The 24,323-nt window shown below is 64.0% G+C and carries 25 protein-coding genes; 15 read left to right on the forward strand and 10 right to left on the reverse strand.

Features of this window, described 5'->3' with window-relative positions:
- Positions 1 to 83: 83 nt before the first annotated feature.
- The 3 genes from F3H96_RS17620 (at position 84) to F3H96_RS17630 (ending at position 4,965) form a co-directional block, all read left to right on the forward strand.
- Positions 84 to 857, forward strand: coding sequence for a TlyA family RNA methyltransferase (locus F3H96_RS17620; protein ID WP_149802998.1), 774 nt, complete (start codon positions 84 to 86; stop codon positions 855 to 857).
- On the forward strand, positions 854 to 2,095 hold the full coding sequence (locus F3H96_RS17625) for a class I SAM-dependent RNA methyltransferase (protein WP_149802999.1): 1,242 nt from the start codon (positions 854 to 856) through the stop codon (positions 2,093 to 2,095). The genes F3H96_RS17620 and F3H96_RS17625 overlap by 4 nt, the downstream gene beginning before the upstream one ends.
- A 155-nt stretch (positions 2,096 to 2,250) precedes the next feature.
- On the forward strand, positions 2,251 to 4,965 hold the full coding sequence (locus F3H96_RS17630; RefSeq protein ID WP_149803000.1) for a caspase family protein: 2,715 nt from the start codon (positions 2,251 to 2,253) through the stop codon (positions 4,963 to 4,965).
- 132 nt (positions 4,966 to 5,097) lie between these two features.
- Here the strand turns inward: F3H96_RS17630 and F3H96_RS17635 are convergent, their stop codons facing one another.
- From F3H96_RS17635 to F3H96_RS17660, 6 genes are all read right to left on the reverse strand, one after another.
- Positions 5,098 to 5,835, reverse strand: a complete 738-nt coding sequence (locus F3H96_RS17635) for a transglutaminase-like cysteine peptidase (RefSeq protein ID WP_348530066.1) — start codon at positions 5,833 to 5,835, stop codon at positions 5,098 to 5,100.
- 42 nt (positions 5,836 to 5,877) lie between these two features.
- Positions 5,878 to 6,267, reverse strand: coding sequence for a type II toxin-antitoxin system VapC family toxin (locus F3H96_RS17640; protein ID WP_149803078.1), 390 nt, complete (start codon positions 6,265 to 6,267; stop codon positions 5,878 to 5,880).
- A complete protein-coding gene (locus F3H96_RS17645; protein ID WP_149803001.1) occupies positions 6,254 to 6,529 on the reverse strand; it encodes an AbrB/MazE/SpoVT family DNA-binding domain-containing protein in 276 nt (91 codons plus the stop codon). The genes F3H96_RS17640 and F3H96_RS17645 overlap by 14 nt, the downstream gene beginning before the upstream one ends.
- Positions 6,530 to 6,639: 110 nt before the next feature.
- A complete protein-coding gene (tldD, locus tag F3H96_RS17650; RefSeq protein ID WP_149803002.1) occupies positions 6,640 to 8,052 on the reverse strand; it encodes a metalloprotease TldD in 1,413 nt (470 codons plus the stop codon).
- A 98-nt stretch (positions 8,053 to 8,150) separates the two neighbouring features.
- Positions 8,151 to 8,618 (reverse strand): YbjN domain-containing protein, encoded by a 468-nt coding sequence (locus F3H96_RS17655; protein WP_149803003.1) that lies wholly within the window; start codon positions 8,616 to 8,618, stop codon positions 8,151 to 8,153.
- 78 nt (positions 8,619 to 8,696) lie between these two features.
- The gene (locus F3H96_RS17660; RefSeq protein ID WP_149803004.1) at positions 8,697 to 9,236 is read right to left on the reverse strand and encodes an invasion associated locus B family protein; all 540 of its coding nucleotides are present in this window, start codon (positions 9,234 to 9,236) and stop codon (positions 8,697 to 8,699) included.
- Positions 9,237 to 9,562: 326 nt separating this feature from the next.
- Here F3H96_RS17660 and coxB point away from each other — a divergent pair, with 326 nt between their 5' ends.
- The 11 genes from coxB (at position 9,563) to rnhA (ending at position 18,718) form a co-directional block, all read left to right on the forward strand.
- The gene (gene coxB / locus F3H96_RS17665) at positions 9,563 to 10,447 is read left to right on the forward strand and encodes a cytochrome c oxidase subunit II (protein WP_149803005.1); all 885 of its coding nucleotides are present in this window, start codon (positions 9,563 to 9,565) and stop codon (positions 10,445 to 10,447) included.
- Positions 10,448 to 10,485: 38 nt separating this feature from the next.
- Positions 10,486 to 12,135: a cytochrome c oxidase subunit I gene (ctaD, locus tag F3H96_RS17670; protein ID WP_149803006.1), complete on the forward strand. Its 1,650-nt coding sequence runs from the start codon at positions 10,486 to 10,488 to the stop codon at positions 12,133 to 12,135.
- 74 nt (positions 12,136 to 12,209) lie between these two features.
- Entirely contained in the window at positions 12,210 to 13,154 is a 945-nt protein-coding gene (locus F3H96_RS17675; RefSeq protein ID WP_149803007.1) for a heme o synthase, read from the forward strand.
- Positions 13,151 to 13,342, forward strand: a complete 192-nt coding sequence (locus F3H96_RS17680; protein WP_149803008.1) for a hypothetical protein — start codon at positions 13,151 to 13,153, stop codon at positions 13,340 to 13,342. The genes F3H96_RS17675 and F3H96_RS17680 overlap by 4 nt, the downstream gene beginning before the upstream one ends.
- Positions 13,342 to 13,971, forward strand: a complete 630-nt coding sequence (locus F3H96_RS17685; RefSeq protein WP_149803009.1) for a cytochrome c oxidase assembly protein — start codon at positions 13,342 to 13,344, stop codon at positions 13,969 to 13,971. The genes F3H96_RS17680 and F3H96_RS17685 overlap by 1 nt, the downstream gene beginning before the upstream one ends.
- A 1-nt stretch (position 13,972) precedes the next feature.
- Positions 13,973 to 14,854, forward strand: coding sequence for a cytochrome c oxidase subunit 3 (locus tag F3H96_RS17690; protein WP_149803010.1), 882 nt, complete (start codon positions 13,973 to 13,975; stop codon positions 14,852 to 14,854).
- 84 nt (positions 14,855 to 14,938) lie between these two features.
- Positions 14,939 to 15,325, forward strand: a complete 387-nt coding sequence (locus F3H96_RS17695) for a DUF983 domain-containing protein (RefSeq protein ID WP_149803011.1) — start codon at positions 14,939 to 14,941, stop codon at positions 15,323 to 15,325.
- A 5-nt stretch (positions 15,326 to 15,330) separates the two neighbouring features.
- A complete protein-coding gene (locus F3H96_RS17700; protein WP_188131445.1) occupies positions 15,331 to 16,077 on the forward strand; it encodes an SURF1 family protein in 747 nt (248 codons plus the stop codon).
- Positions 16,078 to 16,214: 137 nt separating this feature from the next.
- Positions 16,215 to 17,219, forward strand: a complete 1,005-nt coding sequence (gene ispH / locus F3H96_RS17705; protein WP_149803012.1) for a 4-hydroxy-3-methylbut-2-enyl diphosphate reductase — start codon at positions 16,215 to 16,217, stop codon at positions 17,217 to 17,219.
- Between the two features lie 6 nt (positions 17,220 to 17,225).
- Positions 17,226 to 18,188 (forward strand): homoserine kinase, encoded by a 963-nt coding sequence (locus F3H96_RS17710; RefSeq protein WP_149803013.1) that lies wholly within the window; start codon positions 17,226 to 17,228, stop codon positions 18,186 to 18,188.
- Complete coding sequence (gene rnhA, locus F3H96_RS17715) at positions 18,185 to 18,718, forward strand: ribonuclease HI (RefSeq protein WP_149803014.1); 534 nt, start codon at positions 18,185 to 18,187, stop codon at positions 18,716 to 18,718. The genes F3H96_RS17710 and rnhA overlap by 4 nt, the downstream gene beginning before the upstream one ends.
- A gap of 21 nt (positions 18,719 to 18,739) precedes the next feature.
- On the opposite strand, the gene F3H96_RS17720 is transcribed toward rnhA, so the two are convergent.
- The 3 genes from F3H96_RS17720 to F3H96_RS17730 form a co-directional block, all read right to left on the reverse strand.
- Positions 18,740 to 19,216, reverse strand: coding sequence for a DUF2938 domain-containing protein (locus tag F3H96_RS17720; RefSeq protein WP_149803015.1), 477 nt, complete (start codon positions 19,214 to 19,216; stop codon positions 18,740 to 18,742).
- Entirely contained in the window at positions 19,216 to 19,698 is a 483-nt protein-coding gene (locus tag F3H96_RS17725; RefSeq protein WP_149803016.1) for a peroxiredoxin, read from the reverse strand. Before F3H96_RS17725 ends, F3H96_RS17720 begins: the two co-directional genes overlap by 1 nt.
- Before the next feature lie 83 nt (positions 19,699 to 19,781).
- Positions 19,782 to 20,588 carry a protein-disulfide reductase DsbD domain-containing protein gene (locus tag F3H96_RS17730; RefSeq protein WP_149803017.1) on the reverse strand — a complete coding sequence of 269 codons (807 nt, stop codon included), beginning with the start codon at positions 20,586 to 20,588 and terminating at the stop codon, positions 19,782 to 19,784.
- Positions 20,589 to 20,714: 126 nt separating this feature from the next.
- Between F3H96_RS17730 and F3H96_RS17735 the strand changes: the two genes are divergently transcribed.
- The gene (locus F3H96_RS17735) at positions 20,715 to 21,323 is read left to right on the forward strand and encodes a YqgE/AlgH family protein (RefSeq protein WP_149803018.1); all 609 of its coding nucleotides are present in this window, start codon (positions 20,715 to 20,717) and stop codon (positions 21,321 to 21,323) included.
- Between the two features lie 111 nt (positions 21,324 to 21,434).
- Here F3H96_RS17735 and F3H96_RS17740 read toward each other — a convergent pair whose 3' ends face one another.
- The gene (locus F3H96_RS17740; RefSeq protein WP_188131440.1) at positions 21,435 to 24,323 is read right to left on the reverse strand and encodes an EAL domain-containing protein; all 2,889 of its coding nucleotides are present in this window, start codon (positions 24,321 to 24,323) and stop codon (positions 21,435 to 21,437) included.

Below are 24,323 nucleotides of genomic sequence, written 5' to 3' on the forward strand. Positions count from 1 at the left end.
CGGCATAGTGCCGGAGGGCTGCGCTGGTCGGCAAGGCGGTCTATGTCCTTGCCTTCGCGCCCGGCTTTCGCCAATGAAGGCCGATGAATTCCGCTTTGCCAGCCAGCCGGCGCCAGCGGCTCGACGAACTGCTCGTCGGGCGCGGCCTGTTCGCCAGCCGCTCGCGTGCCCGCGACGCGATCGAGCGCGGCACGGTCACCGTGGACGGCACCGTTGCCCGCAAGCCCGGCCAGCCCGTCGCGCCGGATTGCCTGATCGCAATCGACGATCCGGCCCAGGCCTATGTGTCGCGCGCGGCGCTGAAGCTGATCGCCGGCCTCGACCGTTTCGGCTTGGACCCTGCCGGCAGCGAGGCGCTCGATATCGGCGCCTCGACCGGCGGCTTCACCCAGGTGCTGCTGAAGCGCGGCGCAGCGCACGTCACCGCGATCGATGTCGGGCACGGCCAGATGCGTCCCGACATTGCCGGTGACCCGCGTGTGACGGCGATCGAGGGGCTGAACGCCCGCGATTTGACGTCGGCCGATCTCGGCGGCCGCGTGCCCGATTTCCTGGTTTGCGACGTCAGCTTCATCTCCCTGAAGCTGGCGCTGCCGCCCGCCCTGCAACTGGCGGGCAACGGCGCCAACGCAATTCTTCTGGTCAAGCCGCAATTCGAGGCTGGCCGCGAGGCGATCGGCAAGGGCGGCCTGCTCAAAGATCCGGCCGATGCCGAGCGCATCGCGCAGAAGCTGCGTGACTGGCTCGCCGGCGCTCCAGGCTGGCGCGTGCTGGGGCTGCATCCGTCGCCGATCGAAGGTGGCGACGGCAATCGCGAGTTCCTGCTCGCCGCCATAAAGGACGCGGGATCGCGATGAGCACACGTTTCACGATCGCAAGGCTGGGCTCGCAGGGCGACGGCATTGCCAATGCCGAGGGCGAGGAAGTTTTCATCCCGTTCACGCTGCCGGGCGAAACGGTCACCGCCGCGCGGCAGAAGGACCGCGCCACACTGACGTCGGTGCTGGAAGCCTCGCCGCTCAGGATCGATCCGGTCTGCCGCCATTTCACCGAATGCGGCGGCTGCGCGCTCCAGCATTTCGAAGCCGAGGCCTACCGGCAGTGGAAGCGCGGGAAGGTTGCGCAGGCGCTGAAGGCCAAGGGCATCGCTTGCGAGATCGACGCGCTGGTGCCTTGCGCGCCGCACAGCCGCCGTCGCGTCACGTTCAGCGCCAGGCGCGCCGAAGCCGGCATGCTGCTCGGCTTCGTGCGCGCGCTTTCGTCCGAAATCATCCCGATCGAGGAATGCCCGATCTCGCAGCCGGCGATCGTGTCGGCGCTCGATCCTCTGCGCGCCCTGGCCGGATTGGTCTGCGCGACGCCAAAGGCGTTTCACATGACAGTTACCGTCACTGCATCAGGCCTGGACGTCGCCGTGCAGGATGGCGGCAAGCTTGGCGACAACCAGCGCCGCATTGCGTCGAATTTCGTCATCGCGCAGGGGTTGGCGAGGCTTTCCGTCGATGGCGAGATCATCGTCGAGCCGAAGAAGCCTGTGGTGCAGTTCGGATCGGTCCCAGTCGCCCTGCCGCCCGGCGCCTTCCTGCAGGCTACGGAAGCCGCCGAGCAGACGATGGCGAGCCTGGTCGGCCAGCATCTGTCGCGGGCGAAAAAGGTCGCGGATCTGTTTGCCGGTTGCGGCAGCTTCGCGCTGCGACTTGGCGCAAAATCCGAGGTTCATGCCGTCGAAGGCGATGCCGCGGCACTCGCCGCGCTCGACCGCGCCTTCCGCTTCGCCAGCGGCCTGAAACGCGTGACCAACGAACGCCGCGACCTTTTCCGCCGCCCGCTGACCTTCAAGGAATTGAACGCTTTCGACGGCCTGGTCTTCGATCCGCCGCGCGCCGGCGCCGATGATCAATCGAAGCAGATCGCCCGCTCCGACGTGCCGCTGGTCGCCGCCGTGTCGTGCAATCCAGTGACTCTTGCGCGGGACCTGCGCATTCTTCTCGACGGCGGCTACACGCTGAAGAGCGTCACCCCGATCGACCAGTTCCTGTGGTCGCCGCATGTCGAGGCCGTGGCGTTGCTGGAGAAGCCGAGACGGCGCCGATAGTCCACGGCCGAGGACTCCGTCGAAATTACTGAAGCCTCTGTTCTTTCGACGAAATCGCGCCCTAAAGCCGCCTTTTTGCCGGACCTTATTTAGATAGACCGGGAAACGTTTCGACTTGTCGGGCGTTTACTGCTTTGCATGGGTAGCAGATTGCGATGCTAACGCTTCTCAAGTTCCTCGGCCTGATGGTCGTTCTGACCTTTCTCGCGGTCAGTTCCACGACCGGGGCGCTTGCGCAGGGCGAGAAACGGCTGGCTTTCGTGATCGGCAACGGCGCCTACAAGACCGGCGAACTCGCGACGGCGGCCAATGACGCCGGCCTGATCGGACAGACATTGCAGGCAGCCGGTTTTGACGTGGTCGGCGCGCGCGACGTGGATCAGGATTCGCTGCGCGGCGCGTTCCGGGATTTCATGGCCAAAGTGTCGGCCGCCGGTCCGGACGCCGTCGTCTTCGTCTATCTCGCCGGCCAGGGCGTGCAGTTCGAGGGCGAGAACTACTTCCTGCCGGTCGATGCTCAGATTGCCAATCCAAACGACGTGCCGCTTCAGGCAATGCGGATGTCCGATGTCACCAGATCGCTGGCCGGGCAGCCGGCGAAGGTCAACATCATCGTGCTCGACGCGGCGCGCCCGAATGCTTTTCCGCGGATGAAAGAACCGCTTGCCGGTGGCCTGGCATTGGTCGATCCGGATCCGAACATGCTGATTGCCTTCAACGCCGCTCCCGGAACGGTCGCACCCGAGGGCAAAGGCCCGTACGGCGCGTACGCTCAGGCGCTTGCCGAGATGATGCGCGAAGGCGGTCTGCCGCTGCAAGACGTTTTCGACCGTACGCGGCTGCGCGTCAGTGAAGTCACCCAAGGCGGAGAACTGCCGTGGAGCGCTTCAAGGATCACCGCGCCCTTCGTCTTCTTCGAGCGTGCGCCGGACGCGCCGGCGCCGAAGGTTTCCGAAGCGGAATCCCAGGCCGGCCGGACCAGGGAAATCCGCGATTTCGACGCCCATGACGCCTATGTCGCGGCCCTCGATCGCGACACGATGCGCGGCTACGAGGATTTCCTCGTCGCCTATCCGCACGATCCGATGGCCAAGCGCGTGCGCGCCATCATCGCCGCGCGACGCGAAGCGATCACCTGGCGCGAGACCTGGCAGGAGGACACGCCGGAAGCCTATTGGTCGTATCTCGAACGCTATCCGCATGGTCCGCATGCCTGGGATGCGCGCCGCCGGCTGGAGCATTTCGACGCCGAGCTCGAGCCGCCGCAGAACTTCACCGTGATCATCTATGACGTGCCGCCGCCACCGCCGGAGGAGATCGTCTATATCGACCGTCCGGTGCTCTATTTCGACGATCCCGATTTCGATTTCGAACCGCCGCCGCCGATCGCGGTGATCTTCCTGCCGCCTCCACCGCCGGAATTCATCGTGCTTGAGCCACCGCCGCCGCCGGTCGATGTCTTCGTCCTGCCGACGCCGGTCTTCGTGCCGATACCCGTGTTCATCAATCCGCCACGCCACATCGTGCCGCCGCCGAACGACATTATCTTCAAAAACATCCACAACACGACCGTCATCAACAACATCAACACGACGATCAAAAACGAGACCATCAATCAGGCCGTGCAGCCAAGCGCCGGTGTTCAGGTTGACCGCAGCACAGGCCAGACGACGACCGGAGGCGCCGCTGGTGCCCGCGCGGATGCGCTGGCGGCCAAAGTCGCGCTGCCGCCGCTGCTGCAGAAGAGGGCGGCCATATCTCGTCAGGCCCCATTCAGTCAGCAACAGAGCGGCTTGCCGCCGAAGCCTGGTCAGCGTGTTATCCAGGGCCAGCAGCCTGGCGCCGCGACTCCGCAGTCGGAGACCCGGTCCGCGACCGGCAAGCTGTCGCGCGACCACGCCCTGCCTGGAGCGGACGGCACGAGGCTGCCGCTCGTCAAAGGCAAGCCGACGCTTGACGGCCAGAATTTGCAAGGCAACAAGCCTAGGAAGCAGCTCGACAAGCAAGGCATTGTGGGCGGCAACCAGGAAGCGACGGGAAATGCCGGTGCCGCTGGGACCGAAGAGCAGGGCACGGGTCAGCAAAAGGGCAAGAAGTTGCGCAAGCTGCCCACCGTCAACGGCATGGCGGCCGAGAACCAGCCGAGCGCGCAGGAGAGGTTCGGCAAGAACAACCCGAACGCGCTGTCCGGCCAGGACAACCGCAAACCGAGGAAGCTGACACGCAAGGATTTGTCCACCGGCCGGTCCGTTGTCGAACCTGGCGATCAGGGCTCGGCTGGCGCAAACGAAAAGGGCAGGAGGTTCCGCAAGCTGCCTGCCGTCAACGGTGAGCCGGCCGACAACCGGCCGAGCGTGCAGCGGCGTCTCAGGAAGAATAATCCGGAGGTGTTCTCCGACGAAAATCAGAGCGCGGCCAGGGAGAGCGGCAAGGGCAGGAAGTTCCGCAGGCTGCCCACCGTCAATGGTGAGCCGGCCGACAACGGGCCGAGCATGCAGAAGCGGCTCAGGAGGAACAATCCGGACGTATTCTCCGACGAGAACCAGGGCCCGGCCAACAGGATCGACAGGAGCAGGAAATTCCGCCGGCTGCAGAATAGCGATGAAGGCTCCGCCGGCCCGGAAGTCAACGTCCAGCGCAACTTCAAGATCAACAGACCGAACGAGAATGCGCAGCGCCAGTTCAGGCAGGAAAGGCCTAACGAGCAAGTACTGCGGCCGCAGAGATCGGAGCAGAGGCCTGAGTTCCGTGCGCAGCCGAGGCCGCAGATACAGGAGCGGCGTCTCCCGCAGGAGCAGCCGCAGCCGCAGCAGCACCCCAGGAAGAAGCCGTCTTGCGGGCAGGAGGGCGAACCGGCCTGCCAGCAATAGGCTGTCGCGGCCGGGTAGCTACTCAGGCCGGAATTTCCGGCCGGTCACTTTCAAGGAGGAGGTCGCCGGTCGGTGGTGCGCCAGCCCGTCAAAGGCCGACCGCCGCCCAGCCTACGAGCCTAGCGGCGTCCGTCAGGTTCTCGGCTTGCCGCCGCGCTGGTTGATCGACACCCAGATGTTCGGGTTCTGCTGCGACTGGCGTTTCAGGAAATAATAGCCGGTCGCGTTCCAGGGTCTGATTTCATCGACCAGATTGTCGAGCACGAGATCGCCCTTGTCGGTCTTCACCGTGAGGATGGTGTGGCCCTCGTCGTTCAGGTCGCGTACCACCGTCATCAGCAGCGCCTGCCGGGGAAATCCCGCCTCCTGGAGAAGCTTGCGCTTGTAGAGCGCGTAGATCTTGCAATCGCCCTTGCCGTCCACGGGATAGTCCCAGTGGTCCATCATCGTGCCCCAGTGCTCGTAGTTGCTGACGGGCTTGATGGAGCGGTTTGCCTTTTGGTTGACCCGCTTGAGCGTGCGCAGGTTCTGCGCAGTCAACTTGACGTTCGCGGCCGGCAGGGCGGGCACCTTGCACTCTTTCGGCCGGCGGTGGCAGAAATCGAGCCAGCCATAGGGGACGCTGGTGCGCCCTCCAACCGAGGCGGAGTGTAAGACATCGGCTGAAGGTTGCGTCGACGGCCGCTTGAACAAAGTCGACTGCGCCGCCGCCGGGCCGGCAGATAGCGACGTCGCGCCAACCAACGAAACGAGGCCGAGGAGAAAGGAAGAGGTCAGGACTCCAGGGGAACGCAGCACTGCCAACACCACCGCAACGAGAAGACTGTTGGTCAAGCTAATGCGGAAACGGCGGCGCGCGCAATTGAACAATTAATAATTTGCTAACACGATCGTGTTCGCGCCTGGCTGCTGCTACACCTCTTGCACGGCGCCATGCCCCGCCGCTCGAGCAGCCCTGATGAGTTTGCGATCGAAGGTTGCAAATCCCGAGCAATGCGCAGACTTCCCGAGATGCAGCGCGTCCGCAAAATCCATCCCTGCGTCGGCCAGATCGAGCGCGGAAGAGACCATTGCTGCGTCTTCCACCTCAACGGTGGGGAGCCCGCCAAATATCCGCAACGCCCTGACGATTGCGCCCCGGTCGTAGCCATAGGCGCTACGCAGCACCCACTCGGCCTCCAGGATCACGGTGACGGCGACGAACACGGGCTGGCCATTGACCAGCTGCCGAGCTTGCTCGGACTGCTCGGGATGGTCATTCGTCAGGTACCTGACGACAAGGTTGGTATCAATCGCGAGCATGGCGCCGTCGCGCTTCAGCAAGGACACCCGCATCCATCTCGTCCAGCGTTTTCGGCTTGCCACTATGCGGTAGGACGCCAAACACGTCTTCCGGCCGTGTCGGGGCAAATGCCGGCGCTGGCTTCAAAAGCACCCCGTCGGGTGTGTCTTCGACTTGCAGGCGAGTGCCGGCACCCCAATCCCTCCGTTTCCGGATCGCGCTGGGCAGGACCACCTGCCCCTTGGTCGAGACGATCGTTATGAGTTTTTCGGAACTGGCCATTGTGCGCTACCGCAGCAGTGTAAGACAAAGGTAAGATAGTCCAGGGAAGGCTCGAATTCAAGCCGAGCCGTGTGGGGCGGTCTCAACCGTATCGGAACGTCCCTGACGCCTCAAACCCTCGTGCCGCCCACTGTCATCTGGTTCATCCTCAGATGCGGCTGGCCGACGCCGACCGGCACGCCCTGTCCGGCCTTGCCGCACATGCCGATGCCGTTGTCGAGCTTCATGTCGTTGCCGACCATAGCGATCCGGTGCATGGCGTCCGGTCCGTTGCCGATCAGCATCGCCCCCTTGATCGGCTGCGTCACCTTGCCGTTCTCGATCATGTAGGCCTCGGTGCAGCCGAACACGAATTTGCCCGAAGTGATGTCGACCTGGCCGCCGCCGAAGGAAACGGCGTAGATGCCGTTCTTGACCGAGGCGATGATCTCTTCCGGCTGCATGTCGCCCGAGGTCATGTAGGTGTTGGTCATGCGCGGCATCGGCTGGTGCGCATAGCCCTCGCGCCGGCCGTTGCCGGTCGCCTTCATGCCCATCAGCCGGGCGTTCTGGCGATCCTGCATATAGCCGACCAGTATGCCGTCCTCGATCAGCACGTTGCGCGCCGAAGGCGTTCCTTCGTCGTCGACGGTAAGCGAGCCGCGCCGCTCCGGGATGGTGCCGTCATCGACCACGGTGACGCCCTTCGCCGCCACTTGTTGGCCCATCAGGCCGGCGAAGGCCGATGTCTTCTTGCGGTTGAAGTCGCCCTCCAACCCGTGGCCGACCGCCTCGTGCAGCATCACGCCCGGCCAGCCGCTGGACAGCACGATGTCGAACGTGCCGGCGGGCGCGGGGACGGCTTCGAGATTGACCAGCGCCTGTCTCAGCGCCTCGCCTGCCGCGTGCTTCCAGCTTTCCTCGCTGACGAACGCGCCAAAGCTCTTGCGCCCGCCCATTCCGTAGGAGCCGCTCTCCTGCCGGTCGCCGCTGCCGACCACGACCGAGACATTGATCCTGACCAGCGGGCGGATGTCGCGCACGATCTGGCCGTCGCCACGCACGATCTCGACATGCTGCCAGGAGGCGGCGAGCGAGGCCGTGACCTGGCGCACGCGCGGATCCTTCGCGCGCAGCCAGCCGTCGATCTCCTGCAAAAGCTTCGCCTTGGCCTCGAAGGAGGGCGAGGGGATCGGATTTTCGTCGCCATAGAGGTGGCGGTTGGTGCGGGCGGGCGCCCCGGCGAGCAGGCCGGAATAACCGCTCTTGACCGTCGAGACGGCATCGGCCGCGCGCCGCAGCGAGGCTTCGGAGAGATCGCTGGAATGCGCATAGCCGCTGGCCTCGCCGGCCACGGCGCGCAAGCCAAACCCCTGGTCGGTGTTGAAATTGGCCGTCTTCAGCCGGCCATTGTCGAACATCAGCGCTTCGCTCTCGCTGTATTCGAGGAACAGCTCGCCGTCGTCGGCGCCTTTGATGGTATCGGCGACGATCTCTTTGACGCGATCGTCGGAAATGTCGAATTGGCCGATCAGGCTGTTCATTGCAAATCCATTCGTGGAAACAAATCGTTCGCACCGATGTAAGCGCGAAGCCGACGTGAAACAATCGCCAACAGGACCAAAGCCAGTGATTGCCGCCGTCACTGGTCGTTGATGAAGTCCTTGATATTGCCGGCCATCGCCTCCCAGTTGGAAAACTGCTCCTCGAGATTGGCCCTGGTGATGCCGCCGGCAAAGCTGACATCCATCTTGAAAGTCGAGCCGTCGCCGGAATAGGCCTTCACCCAGCGGTATTTCTTGTTCCAGGCGTTGGCTTGTTCGGCGCTGAGCGGGTCGGTGTAACCTGTCGAGAATTGCAGCGACTTGCAGTTCGCGTGGTTTTCGCAGCCATAGAAATAGATCACATATTTGACGCCCTCGATCCGCCCGGAAATCATCGGATCGCCATTGTCGTCCTTGCCCATCCTTGCCGAGCCGAAGCCTTTGGCGATATCGAGGATCGCCGCGGCGTCGGGCATCTGGAGGATTTCGGCATCCTCGGCCCGGGCGGCCGAAACCGCGCCAGCCAACGCCAGACCGGTGATGAAAACGGTTGACGACGCGCGCATTGAATCTCCTGGCCGCCAAACGCGAATTTGCCAGCCGACCTCAGCGTCGGGAATGGCGGCAGCGCATGGTCGGCAAGATCAAGGTAGGGCGGCGAAGCCTTCCGCAAAGCCCTTGAGGTCGACGGGAATGCCGATGCCTTCTTCCGGCGTCTGGAAGACGATGAAGGTGGCCGACGTGCCGCTCTTCAGCGTATCGAGCAGCGGCTTTTCGAGGATCACCTCGGCATAGCAGCCGTCCTGGAAGCAGCGCACGAAATAGGCGCGGCCGATATCCTTGCCGTCGACGTTGAGGCCAAGGCCATTTGGCAGCAGCACGCCAAGCGGCGCCAGCACGCGCAGGATCTCGGCCTTGTTGTCGGCGGTGCGCAGCACGACGACCGAAAGCCCCATTTCAGGACGATCCTCGGCGACGACGTTCTGCATCATCACGCATTGTTCGGAGGTGGCTCCGGCCGGCGTGTCGCAGATGATCGACCATGCGCCATGCGTCGACTTCACCGTGCCGCTCGGCGGCGTGGCGTTGGTCGGCGCGGCGCTGGCCCCGGCGGTCAGGCCAATGCCGAGCAAGGCGACGGAAAAGACGACCTTCGCCAAGGTTCTCGAAAGCCAGGAAGTCATGAGGGCTCCATTGCGAATCACGGCACTTTAAGCCGCCCCAAGGCCAAGTAAAGGACGAGACCGCCGCCGGCCCGCCCCGATACCGGCAATTACATGCTTTTCCAAAGCAAATTCGCCCGAATTGCGACCGCTGCGCATATAGCATGGCGGTGGCCGAACAAGGCCGTCGGCTTGCGCGCAAAAATGCCGCACGGTTTCCTCCGCTCCTTTCTTGCGGAGGGAAATAGAGTATGGTTTGAACCTGCTAGGGACAGACCGGGATTCCCAATCCCGGCATCCTCCGTTATTGGTGCGACCAGATCGCGGGAAGTGGAGACGAGAGGGCGATGAGGAAATTCCTGGCAAGCGCTGAATTCTTGGCAGGTACGGTCGCTTCGGCCGTGCTCTTCTCCAGCGCGGTGGCCCGTGCCGACCAGCCGCGGGAATGGGAGATGACCTTCCAGGCGCCGGCAACCGACATGATGCGGCAGATCGAGAGGTTCGGGAACTACACCATGTGGTTCATCGTCCCGATCACCATCCTCGTGCTGGTGCTTCTGCTGGCTTGCATCCTGCGCTTTCGCGCAAGCGTCAACCCGGTGCCGTCGAGGACCAGCCACAACACGCTGATCGAGGTGATCTGGACGGTCGGGCCGGTGATCGTGCTCTTGCTCATCGCCATTCCCTCCTTCCAGTTGCTCACCGCGCAGTACACGCCGCCGGAAGAGGCCAAGCTCACCGTCAAGGCGACCGGCAACCAGTGGAACTGGGATTACGAGTACCAGGTCGACAAGAGCTTCTCCTTCAACTCTGCGGTTCTGCAGGATGCCGACCGCGCCAAGTCCGGCAAGGAAGATCGCAGCCTCTATCCGCGCCTGCTCGCGGTCGACAACGAGCTGGTCGTGCCGGTCAACACCATGACCCGCGTGCTGATCACCGCCACCGACGTCATCCACTCCTTCGCCGTCCCGTCCTTCGGCATCAAGATGGACGCCGTGCCCGGCCGCACCAACGAAACCTGGTTCAAGGCGGAGAAGGAAGGCCTCTACTATGGCCAGTGCTCGCAGCTCTGCGGCAAGGACCACGCCTTCATGCCGATCGCGGTTCGCGTCGTCTCCGACGAGCAATTCAAGACCTGGCTGGCGACGGCCAAGACCGACGTGCCCGCCGCCAACAAGGCGCTGATGGCCGAGATCGATGGTACCAACAAGGTAGCGGCCGCCGGCAACTGATGCCGCGGGTTAGCAAGATTTAGGGAACGGAGCGGAACATGGCAGAGGCTGCAGCTCACGATCACGACGACCACAGGCCGCACGGCTGGGTCCGCTGGGTCTACTCGACCAATCACAAGGACATCGGCACGCTCTACCTGATCTTCGCGATCATCGCCGGCATCGTCGGCGGCGCTCTCTCGGTCGCAATCCGCATGGAACTGCAGGAGCCGGGCATTCAGATATTCAGCGGCCTGGCGCAGATGGTCTACGGCATGCAGGGCGACGCCGCCATCGACGGCGGCAAGAGCATGTACAACGCCTTCGGCGCCGCGCACGGCCTGATCATGATCTTCTTCATGGTCATGCCCGCGCTCATCGGCGGCTTCGCCAACTGGATGGTGCCGATCATGATCGGCGCGCCGGACATGGCCTTCCCGCGCATGAACAACATCTCCTTCTGGCTGCTGCCGCCGGCCTTCATCCTGCTCTTGTCCTCGATGTTCGTGCCGAGCGCGCCCGGCGCCTTCGGCGTCGGCGGCGGCTGGACGATCTATCCGCCGCTCTCGACGTCAGGCCAGCCGGGCCCCGCGATGGACCTGGCGATCCTGTCGATCCACATCGCCGGCGCGTCTTCGATCCTCGGCGCCATCAACTTCATCACCACCATCTTCAACATGCGCGCTCCCGGCATGACGCTGCACAAGATGCCGCTGTTTGCCTGGGCGGTGCTGATCACCGCCTTCCTGCTCCTGCTCTCGCTGCCGGTCCTGGCGGGCGCCATCACCATGCTGCTCACCGACCGCAATTTCGGCACGTCCTTCTTCGTGTCGGACAATGGCGGCGACCCGATCCTGTTCCAGCATCTGTTCTGGTTCTTCGGTCATCCCGAGGTGTACATCCTGATCCTGCCGGGCTTCGGCATCGTCAGCCACATCGTCTCGACCTTCTCGAAGAAGCCGGTGTTCGGTTATCTCGGCATGGCCTACGCCATGGTCGCGATCGGCGCCGTCGGCTTCATCGTCTGGGCGCACCACATGTACACCACCGGCCTGTCGCTCGACACGCAGCGTTACTTCGTGTTCGCCACCATGGTCATCGCGGTGCCGACCGGCGTGAAGATCTTCTCCTGGATCGCCACCATGTGGGGCGGCTCGATCTCCTTCAAGCCGCCGATGCTGTGGGCGCTGGGCTTCATCTTCCTGTTCACCATCGGTGGCGTCACCGGCGTTCAGCTGGCCAATGCCGGCCTCGACCGCTCGCTGCACGACACCTATTTCGTGATCGCTCACTTCCATTACGTGCTGTCGCTGGGCGCCGTGTTCGCGATCTTCGCCGGCTGGTACTACTGGTTCCCGAAGATGACCGGCTACATGTACTCGCCGGTGATCGCCAACACCCACTTCTGGGTCACCTTCGTTGGCGTCAACCTGATCTTCTTCCCGCAGCACTTCCTCGGTCTCGCCGGCATGCCGCGCCGTACCGTCGACTATCCGGATGCGTTCGCCGGCTGGAACATGGTCTCGTCCTACGGCTCCTACATCGCGGCCGTCGGTGTCGCGATCTTCCTCTATGGCGTGTTCGAGGCCTTCCAGAAGAAGCGTGTTGCCGGCGCCAATCCGTGGGGCGAGGGCGCCACGACGCTCGAATGGCAGTTGCCTTCGCCGCCGCCGTTCCACCAGTGGGAGCAGTTGCCGAAGATCAAGTAGGCAGCATCCCGACATACGAGGCCGCCGGTTTACCCGGCGGTCTTGGCCAACGGAACAATGGACTTTAAGTACGCATGGCCCTTGCCGACCACAAATTGATTGAGGACGCGGGCTTTCGCATGTCGGAAGCGACCGCTGGCGATTTCTTCGCCCTCCTCAAGCCGCGCGTCATGTCCCTGGTCGTGTTCACTGCCTTTGTCGGCCTGGTCGCGGCGCCAGTCGCCATCAATCCGCTGCTGGCCATGATCGCCATCCTTGCGATCGCCATCGGCGCCGGCGCCTCGGGCGCCCTCAACATGTGGTACGACGCCGACATCGACGCGGTGATGACAAGGACGTCGAGCCGCCCGGTGCCGGCCGGCCGCGTCGCGCCCGGCGAGGCGCTGAGCTTCGGCCTGGTGCTGTCGGTGCTGTCGGTGATGACGCTCGGCGTGCTGGTCAACTGGCTGTCGGCGTCGCTGCTTGCCTTCACCATCTTCTTCTACGCCGTCGTCTACACGATGTGGCTGAAGCGCCGGACGCCGCAGAACATAGTCATTGGCGGCGCGGCTGGCGCCATCCCGCCGGTGATCGGCTGGGCCGCCGTGACCGGCTCGGTCAGCCTCGAAAGCGTGATCCTGTTCCTCATCATCTTCCTGTGGACCCCGCCGCATTTCTGGGCGCTGGCGCTGTTCAAGTCCGATGACTACGCCCGCGCCGGCATCCCGATGATGCCGAACGTCGCCGGCCCGGCCTCGACGCGCCGGCAGATCTTCGCCTATGCGCTGATCCTGGCGCCGGTCGGCGTGCTGCCCTGGATGCTCGGCTACACCACGGCCGGCTACGGCGTGGTATCGGCGGTGCTTGGCGCCGGCTTCGTCTGGTATGCCTGGAAGGTGCTGGGCATGAGTGACGAAGATCGCGCGATGAAGCCGGCCAAGGCGCTGTTCGGCTATTCGCTGCTCTATCTCTTTGCCATCTTCGCCACCTATCTCGTCGACTGCGTGGTCGGGCGCGCCCTGATGATGGGGGGAATATGATCGTGGCCGACAAGAACCTCGAGATGGTCACGTTGACGGAGCGCCAGAAGAAGGCGCGCCGCAGCCGCTCCATCGCCATCGGCGTCGCGCTGGCGGCATTGGTCATCATCTTCTACGTCGCCACCATCGCGCGCTTCGGCCACCATGGCGCCAGCCTGATCGGCTCGGGCCTGTTGGGGAGCGGCTGATGAGCGGCGAGACCAGCAAGCCCCGCAAGGTGAGTAACGGCATCGTCGCCGCCGTCTGCCTTGCCTTCTTCACCGGCATGGTCGGCATGGCCTATGCGGCGGTGCCGCTCTACAAGATGTTCTGCCAGATCACCGGCTATGGCGGCACCACCCAGCGCGCCGAGAAGCTGTATGCCGGCCGCGTGCTCGACCGCGACATCACCATCCGCTTCGATGCCAACACCAACGGCATTCCGTGGCGGTTCGAGCCCGTCGCGCGCTCGGTGACGATCAGGATCGGCGCGACCACGCAGGCGCATTACAGCGCCACCAACATGTTCGACCGCCCCATCACCGGCCGCGCCTCGTTCAACGTGCAGCCGGAAATGGCCGGCGCCTATTTCAACAAGGTGGAGTGCTTCTGCTTCACCGACACCACGCTGAAGCCGGGCGAGACGCTGGACATGCCGGTCGTGTTCTATGTCGATCCGGACATCGTCAACGTGCCGGAACTCAAGGACTTGAAGACCATCACTCTGTCCTACACGATGTTCCCGGTCGAAAAGAAACAGCCGGTGGCCTCGTCCACGCCCGCCGCAGGCGGCGGCACCAACAAAGTTCCAGATACCGAAGCAAGCCTCGGGGGTTGATATGGCAGACGCGCACGCAAAACCACAACACGACTACCATCTCGTCAACCCGAGCCCCTGGCCTTTCCTGGGTTCGATCGGCGCGCTGATCACCGCCGTCGGCGGTGTGTGCCTGATGCAGTATCTGAAGGCCGGCAACTTCCCGGTCTTCGGCCACAACATCGCCAACCCGTGGCTGTTCTTCATCGGCCTGATCATCGTGCTCTACACGATGTTCGCCTGGTGGTCGGACACCATCAAGGAAGCGCATGAGGGCCATCACACGCGCGTCGTGTCGCTGCACCTGCGCTACGGCATGATCATGTTCATCGCCTCCGAGGTGATGTTCTTCGTCGCCTGGTTCTGGGCTTTCTTCGACGCCAGCCTGTTCCCCGGCGAAGCCTCGCAATACGCCCGCACCGCCTTCACCGGCGGCGTCTGGCCGCCGAAGGGCATCGAGGTCCTCGACCCCTTCCACCTGCCGCTCTACAACACCATCATCCTTTTGCTGTCGGGCACGACGGTGACCTGGGCACACCACGCGCTGCTGCATGGCGACCGCAAGGGCCTGATCAACGGCCTTGTCCTGACCGTCGGCCTCGGCATGCTGTTCACCATGGTGCAGGCCTACGAGTACATGCACGCGCCGTTCGCGTTCAAGGACTCCATCTACGGCGCGACCTTCTTCATGGCGACCGGGTTCCATGGTTTCCATGTCATCATCGGCACCATCTTCCTGCTGGTCTGCCTGGTGCGCGCGATACGCGGCGACTTCACCCCGAAGCAGCATTTCGGCTTCGAGGCGGCCGCCTGGTACTGGCACTTCGTCGACGTGGTCTGGCTGTTCCTGTTCAGCGCGGTCTATGTCTGGGCCTCGAACGGCGCGATGATCGAAGCCCACTAAATCAACGGCTTTCGGAATCCCAAAAGGCGGCTGCGGCGACGTGGCCGCCTTATCTTTTTGAACGAAAGCGTCTAGGGTGCGGCAATGAGTGAAGACAAGGCGATCTGGCCACCCATCGATCCGATCTCGGCCGGCTTGCATGGCCACTGCCCGCGCTGCGGCGAAGGTAAGCTGTTCTCGGGTTTCCTCACCGTCGGCAAACGCTGCTACAATTGCGGGCTCGACTATTCCTTTGCCGATGCGGGCGACGGACCGGCGGTGTTCGTCATCCTGATCATCGGCTTCGTCGTCGTCGGCCTCGCACTGTGGATGGAAGTGACGTTCAGTCCCCCGCTTTGGCTGCATTTCATCTTGTGGATACCGCTGGCGCTGGTGCTCTGCCTGACGGCGCTGCGGCTGATCAAGGGCGTGCTGATCACCTTGCAGTATTCGAAGAAGGCCTCTGAGGGCAGGCTGGACTCCAACCAATGAGCGGGATGACCGCTTTGACTGCCGGCCGCCCGTGGACGCGAGCGGCGTTGCTGCTCGGCCTCGGCCTTGCCCTGTTCATGATTCTGATCGGGCTCGGCACCTGGCAGATCCAGCGCCTGCACTGGAAGGAAGACCTGCTCGCCACCATCGACAAGCGCACCCATTCCGCACCGCTGCCTCTGGCCGATGTCGAGAGGCAATTCGCCGCTTGGCACGATGTCGATTACACGCCGGTGACGGTGACCGGCACCTTCCTGCATCAGAGCGAGCGGCATTTCTTTTCCACCTGGCAAGGCGACAGCGGCTTCAACGTCTATACGCCGCTGCGGCTCGATGACGGCCGCTTCGTGCTGGTCAACCGCGGCTTCGTTCCCTACGACCTCAAGGATCCGGCCAAGCGCCGGCAGGGCGAGGTTGCCGGCAAGGTGACGGTGACCGGGCTTGCCCGCAATCCGCTGCCGGGAAAGCCGTCGATGATGCTTCCCGACAACGACGTCGCCAAGAACATCTTCTACTGGAAGGATCGCGACGTGATGGCGGCGAGCGCCGGCCTGCCGACGGGAGCCGTGCTGGTGCCGTTCTTCGTCGATGCCGACAAGACGCCGAACCCTGGCGGCCTGCCAGTCGGCGGCGTCACCATCATCGATCTGCCGAACAATCACCTGCAATATGCCGTCACCTGGTACGGGCTGGCCGCAGCTCTCGCCGCCGTGCTGATCCTCAGACTCCGCCAACCGGCGAAAGAAGCGTGAGGCAGGCCGCTCTTGACAGGGCAGGGGTGCACGCCTCATTTCGCCTGCATCAAAGAGATAGAGCATGATGTCATCCGAAACCGCTTCACACTTTTCGGCATCATGCTCTTGGGAATCGACTGAACCGGCCTCGCAGGATGATTGAGAAAAAGCCACCGCTGACGATCAGGCTCTGCCAGCCGCGCGGCTTCTGCGCCGGCGTCGACCGCGCCATCCAGATCGTCGTGCTGGCGCTGAAGAAATACGGCGCGCCGGTCTATGTCCGCCACGAGATCGTGCACAACCGTTACGTCGTCGAGGGGCTGCAGAGCCTCGGCGCCGTCTTCATCGAGGAACTGTCCGAGATTCCGCCGGAACATCGTCAGAGCCCCGTCGTCTTTTCCGCGCATGGCGTGCCGAAATCGGTGCCGGCCGATGCCCAGGCGCGCAACCTCTTTTATCTCGACGCCACCTGTCCGCTGGTGTCGAAGGTGCACAAGCAGGCGATGCGCCATCAACGGCTTGGTCGCCATGTGCTGCTGATCGGCCATGCCGGGCACCCGGAAGTGATCGGCACGATGGGGCAGCTGCCGGAAGGCGCCGTGACGCTGATCGAGACCGAGGCCGACGCGGCGCGCTTCGTGCCGGAGGACGCTTCGGCCCTCGGCTTCGTCACCCAGACGACATTGTCGGTCGAGGACACCGCCGGCATCATCAGGGCGCTCAAGGAGCGGTTCCCGCAATTGCATGCGCCGGCCGCCGAATCGATCTGCTACGCGACCACCAACCGCCAGGAAGCGGTCAAGGAAACGGCCGTAGGCGCCGACCTCTTTCTCGTCGTCGGCGCGCCCAATTCGTCCAACTCGCGCCGGCTTGTCGAAGTGGCGGAGCGTGCGGGCGCCGCGATGTCGCTTCTCGTGCAGCGCGCCGCCGAAATTCCGTGGGATGAGATCGCCGGGATTTCGACGCTCGGCCTGTCGGCCGGCGCCTCGGCGCCGGAAATCATCGTCGATGAGATCATCGACGCGTTCCGGCAGCGTTTCGACGTCACCATCGATCTGGCCATCACGGCCACGGAAACGGAGGATTTTCCGGTGATGCGGGTGCTGCGCGATGTCGAACTGACGGCGGCCGACATGGCCTTCGTCAATGGAGCGGCGTGAAGCCAGATGGCCGTCTACACCGACGTCAACGAAGGCGAGCTGACCGCGTTCCTCAAAGCCTATCCGGTCGGCGAGCTCCTGTCCTACAAGGGCATTGCCGAGGGCACCGAGAATTCCAATTTCCTCGTCCATGCCTCGACCGGCTCCTACATCCTGACGCTCTATGAAAAGCGCGTCGACAAGGCCGACCTGCCGTTCTTTCTCGGCCTGATGGGTCATCTGGCGCGCAAAGGCATTTCCTGCCCGTTGCCGGTCACCGCGCATGACGGCACCGTCATCGGCACGCTCGCCGGGCGACCCGCCGTCATCATCACCTTCCTGGAAGGGCTTTCGCTCAGGCGGCCGACAGCCGCGCATTGCGCGGAAGTCGGCAGGGCGCTCGCCAGCCTTCATCTGGCCGGCCGGGATTTCCCGATGAAACGGCCGAACGCCCTTGCCATCGATGGCTGGCGCAAGCTCTGGACTGCCTCGCGCGATCGCGCCGACGAGGTCGAGCCGGGGCTGGCGGCCGAGGTCGACGCCGACTTCGCGGAGTTCGAGCGCGACTGGCCGGCCGGCCTGCCGCAAGGCATCATCCATGCCGATCTGTTCCCGGACAACGTCTTCTTCCTCGGCGAGAAGCTGTCGGGCCTGATCGACTTCTATTTCGCCTGTAACGACCTTTATGCCTATGATGTCGCCACCTGCCTCAACGCCTGGTGCTTCGAGAAGGATTTTTCCTTCAACCTGACCAAAGGCACGGCGCTGCTTGCCGGCTACCAGTCGGTGCGGCCGCTCGAAGGCGACGAGAAGGCGGCACTGCCGATGCTGGCGCGCGGCTCGGCGCTGCGCTTCATGCTGACGAGGCTCTACGACTGGTTGACCATGCCCAATGGCGGGCTGGTGATGAAGCGCGATCCGACCGAATATATCCGCCGCATGCGCTTCCACCGCGCGATCAAGTCGCCATCCGAATACGGGCTGATATGAACAAACAGATCGAGATCTTCACCGACGGCGCCTGCTCGGGCAATCCCGGGCCCGGCGGCTGGGGCGCCGTGCTGCGCTACAATGGCGTCACCAAGGAACTGTCCGGCGGCGAGGCCGAGACCACCAACAACCGCATGGAACTGCTGGCTGCCATCACCGCGCTCAACGCGCTGAAGGAGCCTTGCGCGGTCGATCTCTACACCGACAGCAAATACGTCATGGACGGCATCTCCAAATGGATCCATGGCTGGAAGAAGAACGGCTGGAAGACCGGCGACAGGAAGCCGGTGAAGAACGGCGAGCTCTGGCAGGCGCTCGACGAGGCCAACCGGCGCCACAAGGTCACCTGGCACTGGGTGAAAGGCCATGCCGGCCACCCGGAGAACGAGCGGGCCGACGAACTGGCGCGGCAAGGCATGGCGCCGTTCAAGCCGAAACTGGCAAGGCCTGCGCCGGTTGCGGCCGCGTCAAGGCAGGAAGGTGTTCCGGCAAAGAAACCCGCGCCCAGACGTTCGACCCAGAGCTATTGAAAGCCCGACGGCTTCCCGCGCTCAGCGGATCAGCAGCGCCGTCGAGAACATGCCGAGGGCGAACACCGTGTGCGCGACGAGGTTGAGCGCGCGCACTTTCATCGGGCTGGGGAGCTTGGATGCCGCCCAGCCGGCGCCCATGCCCGGCGCCAGCAGGAACCAGCCGGCCCCGACGGTCACGATGCCGAGGGTTAAGGCCGGCAGGAATGTCGGCGCCGCCAGCCAGCCCGCGCCCGCGAGCGCCACCAGGATGACGCCGTAAAGGATACCAACCAGGTAGTGGAAGGCCCAGCCCAGCGCCTTTTCATGCGCATAGGGCGCGGCCTTGCCGATATCGTCGTGGAAGACCCGCTCCGGCAGGTGCCGGACCCAGCGTCCGACCATGCCCCAGTTGGGTAGCGGCAGGCCGAACGCCTTGTTGAGGATGATCGCCCAGATATCCATGAAGACCGTGGCGCCGATGCCGATCGCCACCGCGCGCCAGACGGCGTCGAGCATCAAAGCTGCTCGAGGATTTTTGCCGCGCCGCTCTCGTCGACACCCGGCTTGGTTTCGACATTGAGCGCCACGACCTTGCCGTCGTCGACTATCATCGAGAAGCGCTTCGAGCGCAGACCCATGCCGGTCGCCGAAAGATCGTTGTCGAGCCCGACCGACTTGGCGAAATCGCCGCTGCCGTCGGCGAGGTAGAGGATCTTGCCCTCACCCCCGGTGAACCGCGCCCAGGCGCCCATGACATGCACGTCATTGACCGAAACGACGGCGATCGTGTCAACGCCGCGCGCCAGGATGGCGTCATGGTTCTCCAGATAGCCGGGCAGGTGGTTGTTGCTGCAGGTCGGCGTGAAGGCGCCGGGCACGCCGAACAGCACTACCTTCTTACCGGCGAAAATCTCTTCGCCGGTAACCTGCTTTGCGCCGTCGGCGGTCATCGTCTTGAAGCTCGAGGCGGGCAGTTTCTCGCCGACCGAAATGGTCATGGGTTCCTCGCTGGGAAATGGGAAGGATCGACGTCTGCGATACCGGACTGAGCGGTCTTCAGCAACCTTTCACCAAAGCTGGATCAAGGGAAAGGCAGCAGCCCGTCGACCGAACCCTCGGCGCTGGTCAGCGTGTAGTAGAGGCCGCCGTCGGTCGGCGTCGCCGACGGCCTGTCGAGGATCGGCACGGTGAAGAGCAGCTTGCCATCCTTCTCGCTGCGCACCGGCGCGCCGAAGATGTAATCGCGCCCGCAGTCGATGAAGAAGTCGACCGACGCCGGATCGGCGGGCGACTGCGCCTGGACGACAAGGGTCTTGTGATCGCCGGACACCACGCTGACACCGAAATCGGACCGGGCCGGGGAGGGCAGCGTCGCAAGCGCGGTTTTCACCAGCGCCGCGTCGGTCGCGTTGTCGGGATCGGAACCGGGATCGACGCTGAGCCTGGTCTGCACCGGAATGCAGATCGTCTCGCAAATGCCGAGGGAGACGTTGGCATCGATGGTCGCCGGCTGGTCGGGCGCCGAGAGGGTGAAGGTCACCGGCAGCGACACCGGGCGATCGTAGCCTGCCCATTTGCCGTAGCCGTCGTCATGCCGTTGCGGCGGCGGGAAGGACAGCTTGGCGTCGGCGACATTGGTGCTGCCCGATATGTTGAGTTGCGGCGGCACACCGGTATCGCCCGGATCGCGCCAATAGGTCTTCCAGCCAGGCTTCAACATGATGTCGAGCACGCCGTGAATCTTGCCGGCCTCGTCGGGCTTGCCGGTGGTCACCAGCCGAACCTTGCCGCCTTCCGATTTGTACCAGATCGAGGAGGACGCCTCGGCCGGCAAGCCCGTAGCCCACCCGAAAACGACGCCGAGAACCAGTATCTTCACGTATCGCATGGCGGTGATTTGATCGTCCGTTCTTGGCCGCGCAATGACTTCATGATGCTCGAGGTATCAAATTTGCGTTACATCGGGGACTGGCGCCATCTTTTCGGCGCTGCCGAAACGCGTTACGCTTACCCCATGGACTTGCTGCGCCACAAGAAGGCGTCCGCCGGACGCGGTTTCCTCGACGACCAGTTCCTGATTGCCATGCCTGGCATGAAGGACGACCGCTTCGCGCGCTCCGTCATCTATATCTGCGCCCACAGCGACGAGGGCGCCATGGGCCTCATCATCAACCAGACGCAGCAGATGCTGTTTCCGGACTTGCTAGTCCAACTCGGCATCATGAACGAACAGGAAGCGATCCGCCTGCCGGCGCATACGCGCGATTTCGTCGTGCGCAATGGCGGGCCGGTCGACCGCAGCCGCGGCTTCGTCCTGCATTCCGGCGACTATCGCGTGGAATCTTCGCTCAGCGTTTCCGATGATATCTGCCTGACCGCTACGGTCGACATATTGCGCGCCATCTCCACCGGCCGCGGCCCGCGCCATGCGCTGATGGCGCTCGGCTATTCCGGCTGGGGCGCCGGCCAGCTCGAAAACGAGATTGCCGAGAACGGCTGGCTCACCTGCCCGGCGACGCCAGAGCTTCTCTTCGACACCGATATCGAGCGCAAATACGATCGCATCCTGGCCTCGATCGGCATCGACCTCGCCCATTTGAGCGCGGCTGCGGGGCACGCTTAGGCGGCCGCCACAAGGCTCTGATTCCGTGGCGTTGGCCGGTCGCAAACAGGGAGCTGCGCTCCTGCTTCGCCCTGGGATGACGAGGTTGAGAGGCTCGGACACAGCTGCCAATTAAGCCTGCGTGAGCGGATACTGCTCCTTCAGCGTCTTCAGCACCTGGTCGCCCGGCATCGGCGCGCCGAACATGAAGCTCTGCACATATTCACAGCCCATCTGGCGCAGTTCCAGCGCGTCGCTCTCGTCCGAGATGCCTTCCGCGACGACGGACAGCCCCAGCTCATGCGCCATGTTGACCATGGATTTGAGCAGCACGGCGCGCTTCGGCGTTGCGTCGTCGACGAAGCTCTTGTCGATCTTGATCGTGTCGAAGGGGAAGCGCGTCAGATAGGACAGCGAGGAATAGCCGGTGCCGAAATCGTCGAGCGATAGCCCGATGCCGAGCTGCTTCAGCTTGGTCAGCACATGCGCGGTCTGCTCGGGATTGTCCATGACGAGGGATTCGGTGAGCTCGAGCCGGAAGCAGCGCGGCTTCAGATTGGCGCGCGCGATAACGGAGCGGACGTCGCTGACCAGATCGCGGCGGATGAGCTGGCGGCTCGACAGATTGACCGAGACCGACAGCGGCGCGTCGCCGATCTGCTTCTGCCAACTCGCCAGGTCCTCTGCCGCCTGCTGCATGGCGAACAGGCCGAGCTGCACGATCAGCCCGCAATTCTCGGCCACCGGAATGAAGTCTCCCGGCGGAATCATGCCGCGCCGCGGATGGTCCCACCGAAGCAGCGCCTCGAAACCGGCGACGCTGCCGTCCTCCAGCCGCACGATCGGCTGGTAGGCAAGCGAGAATTCGCGCCGCTCGATGGCGCGGCGAAGGTCGGATTCGAATTGCAGCCGGTCGGTACCGACGGTGCGGAAGGCGGGCCGGAACGGCTCGATCCTGTCGCCGCCGAAGCGCTTGGCCTGGTGCATCGCAAGCTCGGCGTCCTTGACCATGTCCTCGGCCGAGGTCTGCGCCGTCGTCCAGGTGATCAGGCCTATCGAGGCGGTCAGCACGATCTCGCGCTTGGCGAAGGTGATCGGATTGTTGATCGCGTGCTTGATGGCGTCGGCCATAGCGGCGATGCGGGCGGGGTCCTGCTCCGAAAGCAGCATCAGCGCGAACTGGTCGCCGGCAAAGCGCGAGAGCGAATCCTTCGGCTTGAGCAGCCGGTGCAGCCGGCGCGCGACGGTGAGCAGAATTGTGTCGCCGGCGGAAATGCCGAGCCCGTCATTGACCTGCTTGAAGCGGTCGATGTCGATGATGAAGACCGTCGGGCGCACATTGTCCTCGGTGCGGGCGATCGAGATGATCGCCTCCAGCCGGTTCATGAACAATTCGCGGTTCGGCAGGCCGGTCAGGTTGTCGTGCACCGCATCGTGCAGCAGCCTTTCCTCGGATTTCTTCTGCTCGGTGACGTCGACCATGGTGCCGACGCAGCGGATCACCTCGCCATCGGAGCCGATCACCGGGCGGGCGCGCAGCGAGAACCAGTGGTAATGGCCGTCGGCGCCGCGCAGGCGGAAGTTCTGCGCCACTTTGCCGCGGCGATGCTCCAGCACCACGTCGAGCGTGGTGCGGAACGTATCGCGATCGTCGCTATGCAGCACCGGCAGCCAGTTGCGGGCCGCGCCGCCAAGGCTGTTCGGCGCAAGGCCGAGCTGCAGGCTGATGTCCGGCTTGGTCACCACGCGGTCGCGCAGCACGTCCCAGTCCCAGACGATGTCGCCCGAGCCGGCGACGGCGAGCGCCTGCCGTTCGAGGTCGGAGAACAGGCCCTGGTGCAGCGCGCCGCCGGCAAAGGCATGCTGCATGACCGTGAAACCGATCAGCAGGATGATCAGGATCAGCCCGCCGCCCAGCGCCGGCTGCGCGATGTCGTTGTCGAGCATGCCGGTGATCGCCATCCATGACCCGCATAGCCACAACAGCACCATCACCCAGCTCGGCACCAGCATGATCGCGCGGTCATAACCGCGGATGCCGAGGAAGATGATGAGGCCGAGGCCGGTGAGCGCGGTGGCGGCAAACGAGATGCGGGCAATACCGGCGGCGACCGCCGGATCGACGATGGCCACGCCCGCGATCAACAGCAGTCCGAGGATCCAGACCAGGGCGCCATAGCTGAAATGGCCATGCCACCGGTTGAGGTTGAGATAGGCAAACAGGAAAACCACGAAGGTTCCGGCAAGCGCTACCTCCGTGCCGGCCCGCCATATCTGCTCGTTGCCCGGCGATATCGCGATGATCTTGTTGAGGAAGCCGAAGTCGACGCAGATATAGGCCAGCACCGCCCAGGCAAGCGCCGCGGTCGCCGGAAACATCGAGGTTCCCTTGACCACGAACAGGATCGTCAGGAACAGCGCCAGAAGCCCGGAAATGCCGATGACGATGCCGCGAAACAGCGTGTAGGAGTTGACCGAGTCCTTGTAGGAATCCGGCTCCCAAAGATAGACCTGCGGCAGCTTTGGCGAGGCGAGCTCGGCGATGAAGGTCACCACCGTTCCGGGATTGAGCGTGACGCGGAACACGTCGGCGTCGGGGCTTGTCTGACGGTCGAGCGCGAAGCCCTCGCTCGGCGTGATCGCAGCGATGCGCGTCGAGCCTAGGTCGGGCCAGAAGATGCCGGAATTCACCAGGCGGAAATGCGGCGCGACGATCAGCCGGTCGAGCTGCTGGTCGGTGGTGTTGGCGAGCGCGAAGACGGCCCAGTCGCCGCTCGAGCGCGCGTCATTGGCTTCCACCTCGATGCGCCGCACGATGCCGTCGGGCCCAGGCGCGGTCGAGACCTGGAAATTCTCGCCCTGGTTCCGGTAGATCTCGACGGCTTCCGAAAGGTTGAGCGCCTTGTCGTCGCGCGCGATCTTGATCGGCTCGACCGCAAAAGCCGGCATGGCCGCGAAAAACGTGACGATGATCGTCATGATGAGGGCGAATAGCGACGCGATTCGCGGAAAATTCGTCAC

The sequence above is a fragment of the Mesorhizobium sp. NFR06 genome, from assembly GCF_900115245.1.
Taxonomy (GTDB): Bacteria; Pseudomonadota; Alphaproteobacteria; order Rhizobiales; family Rhizobiaceae; genus Mesorhizobium.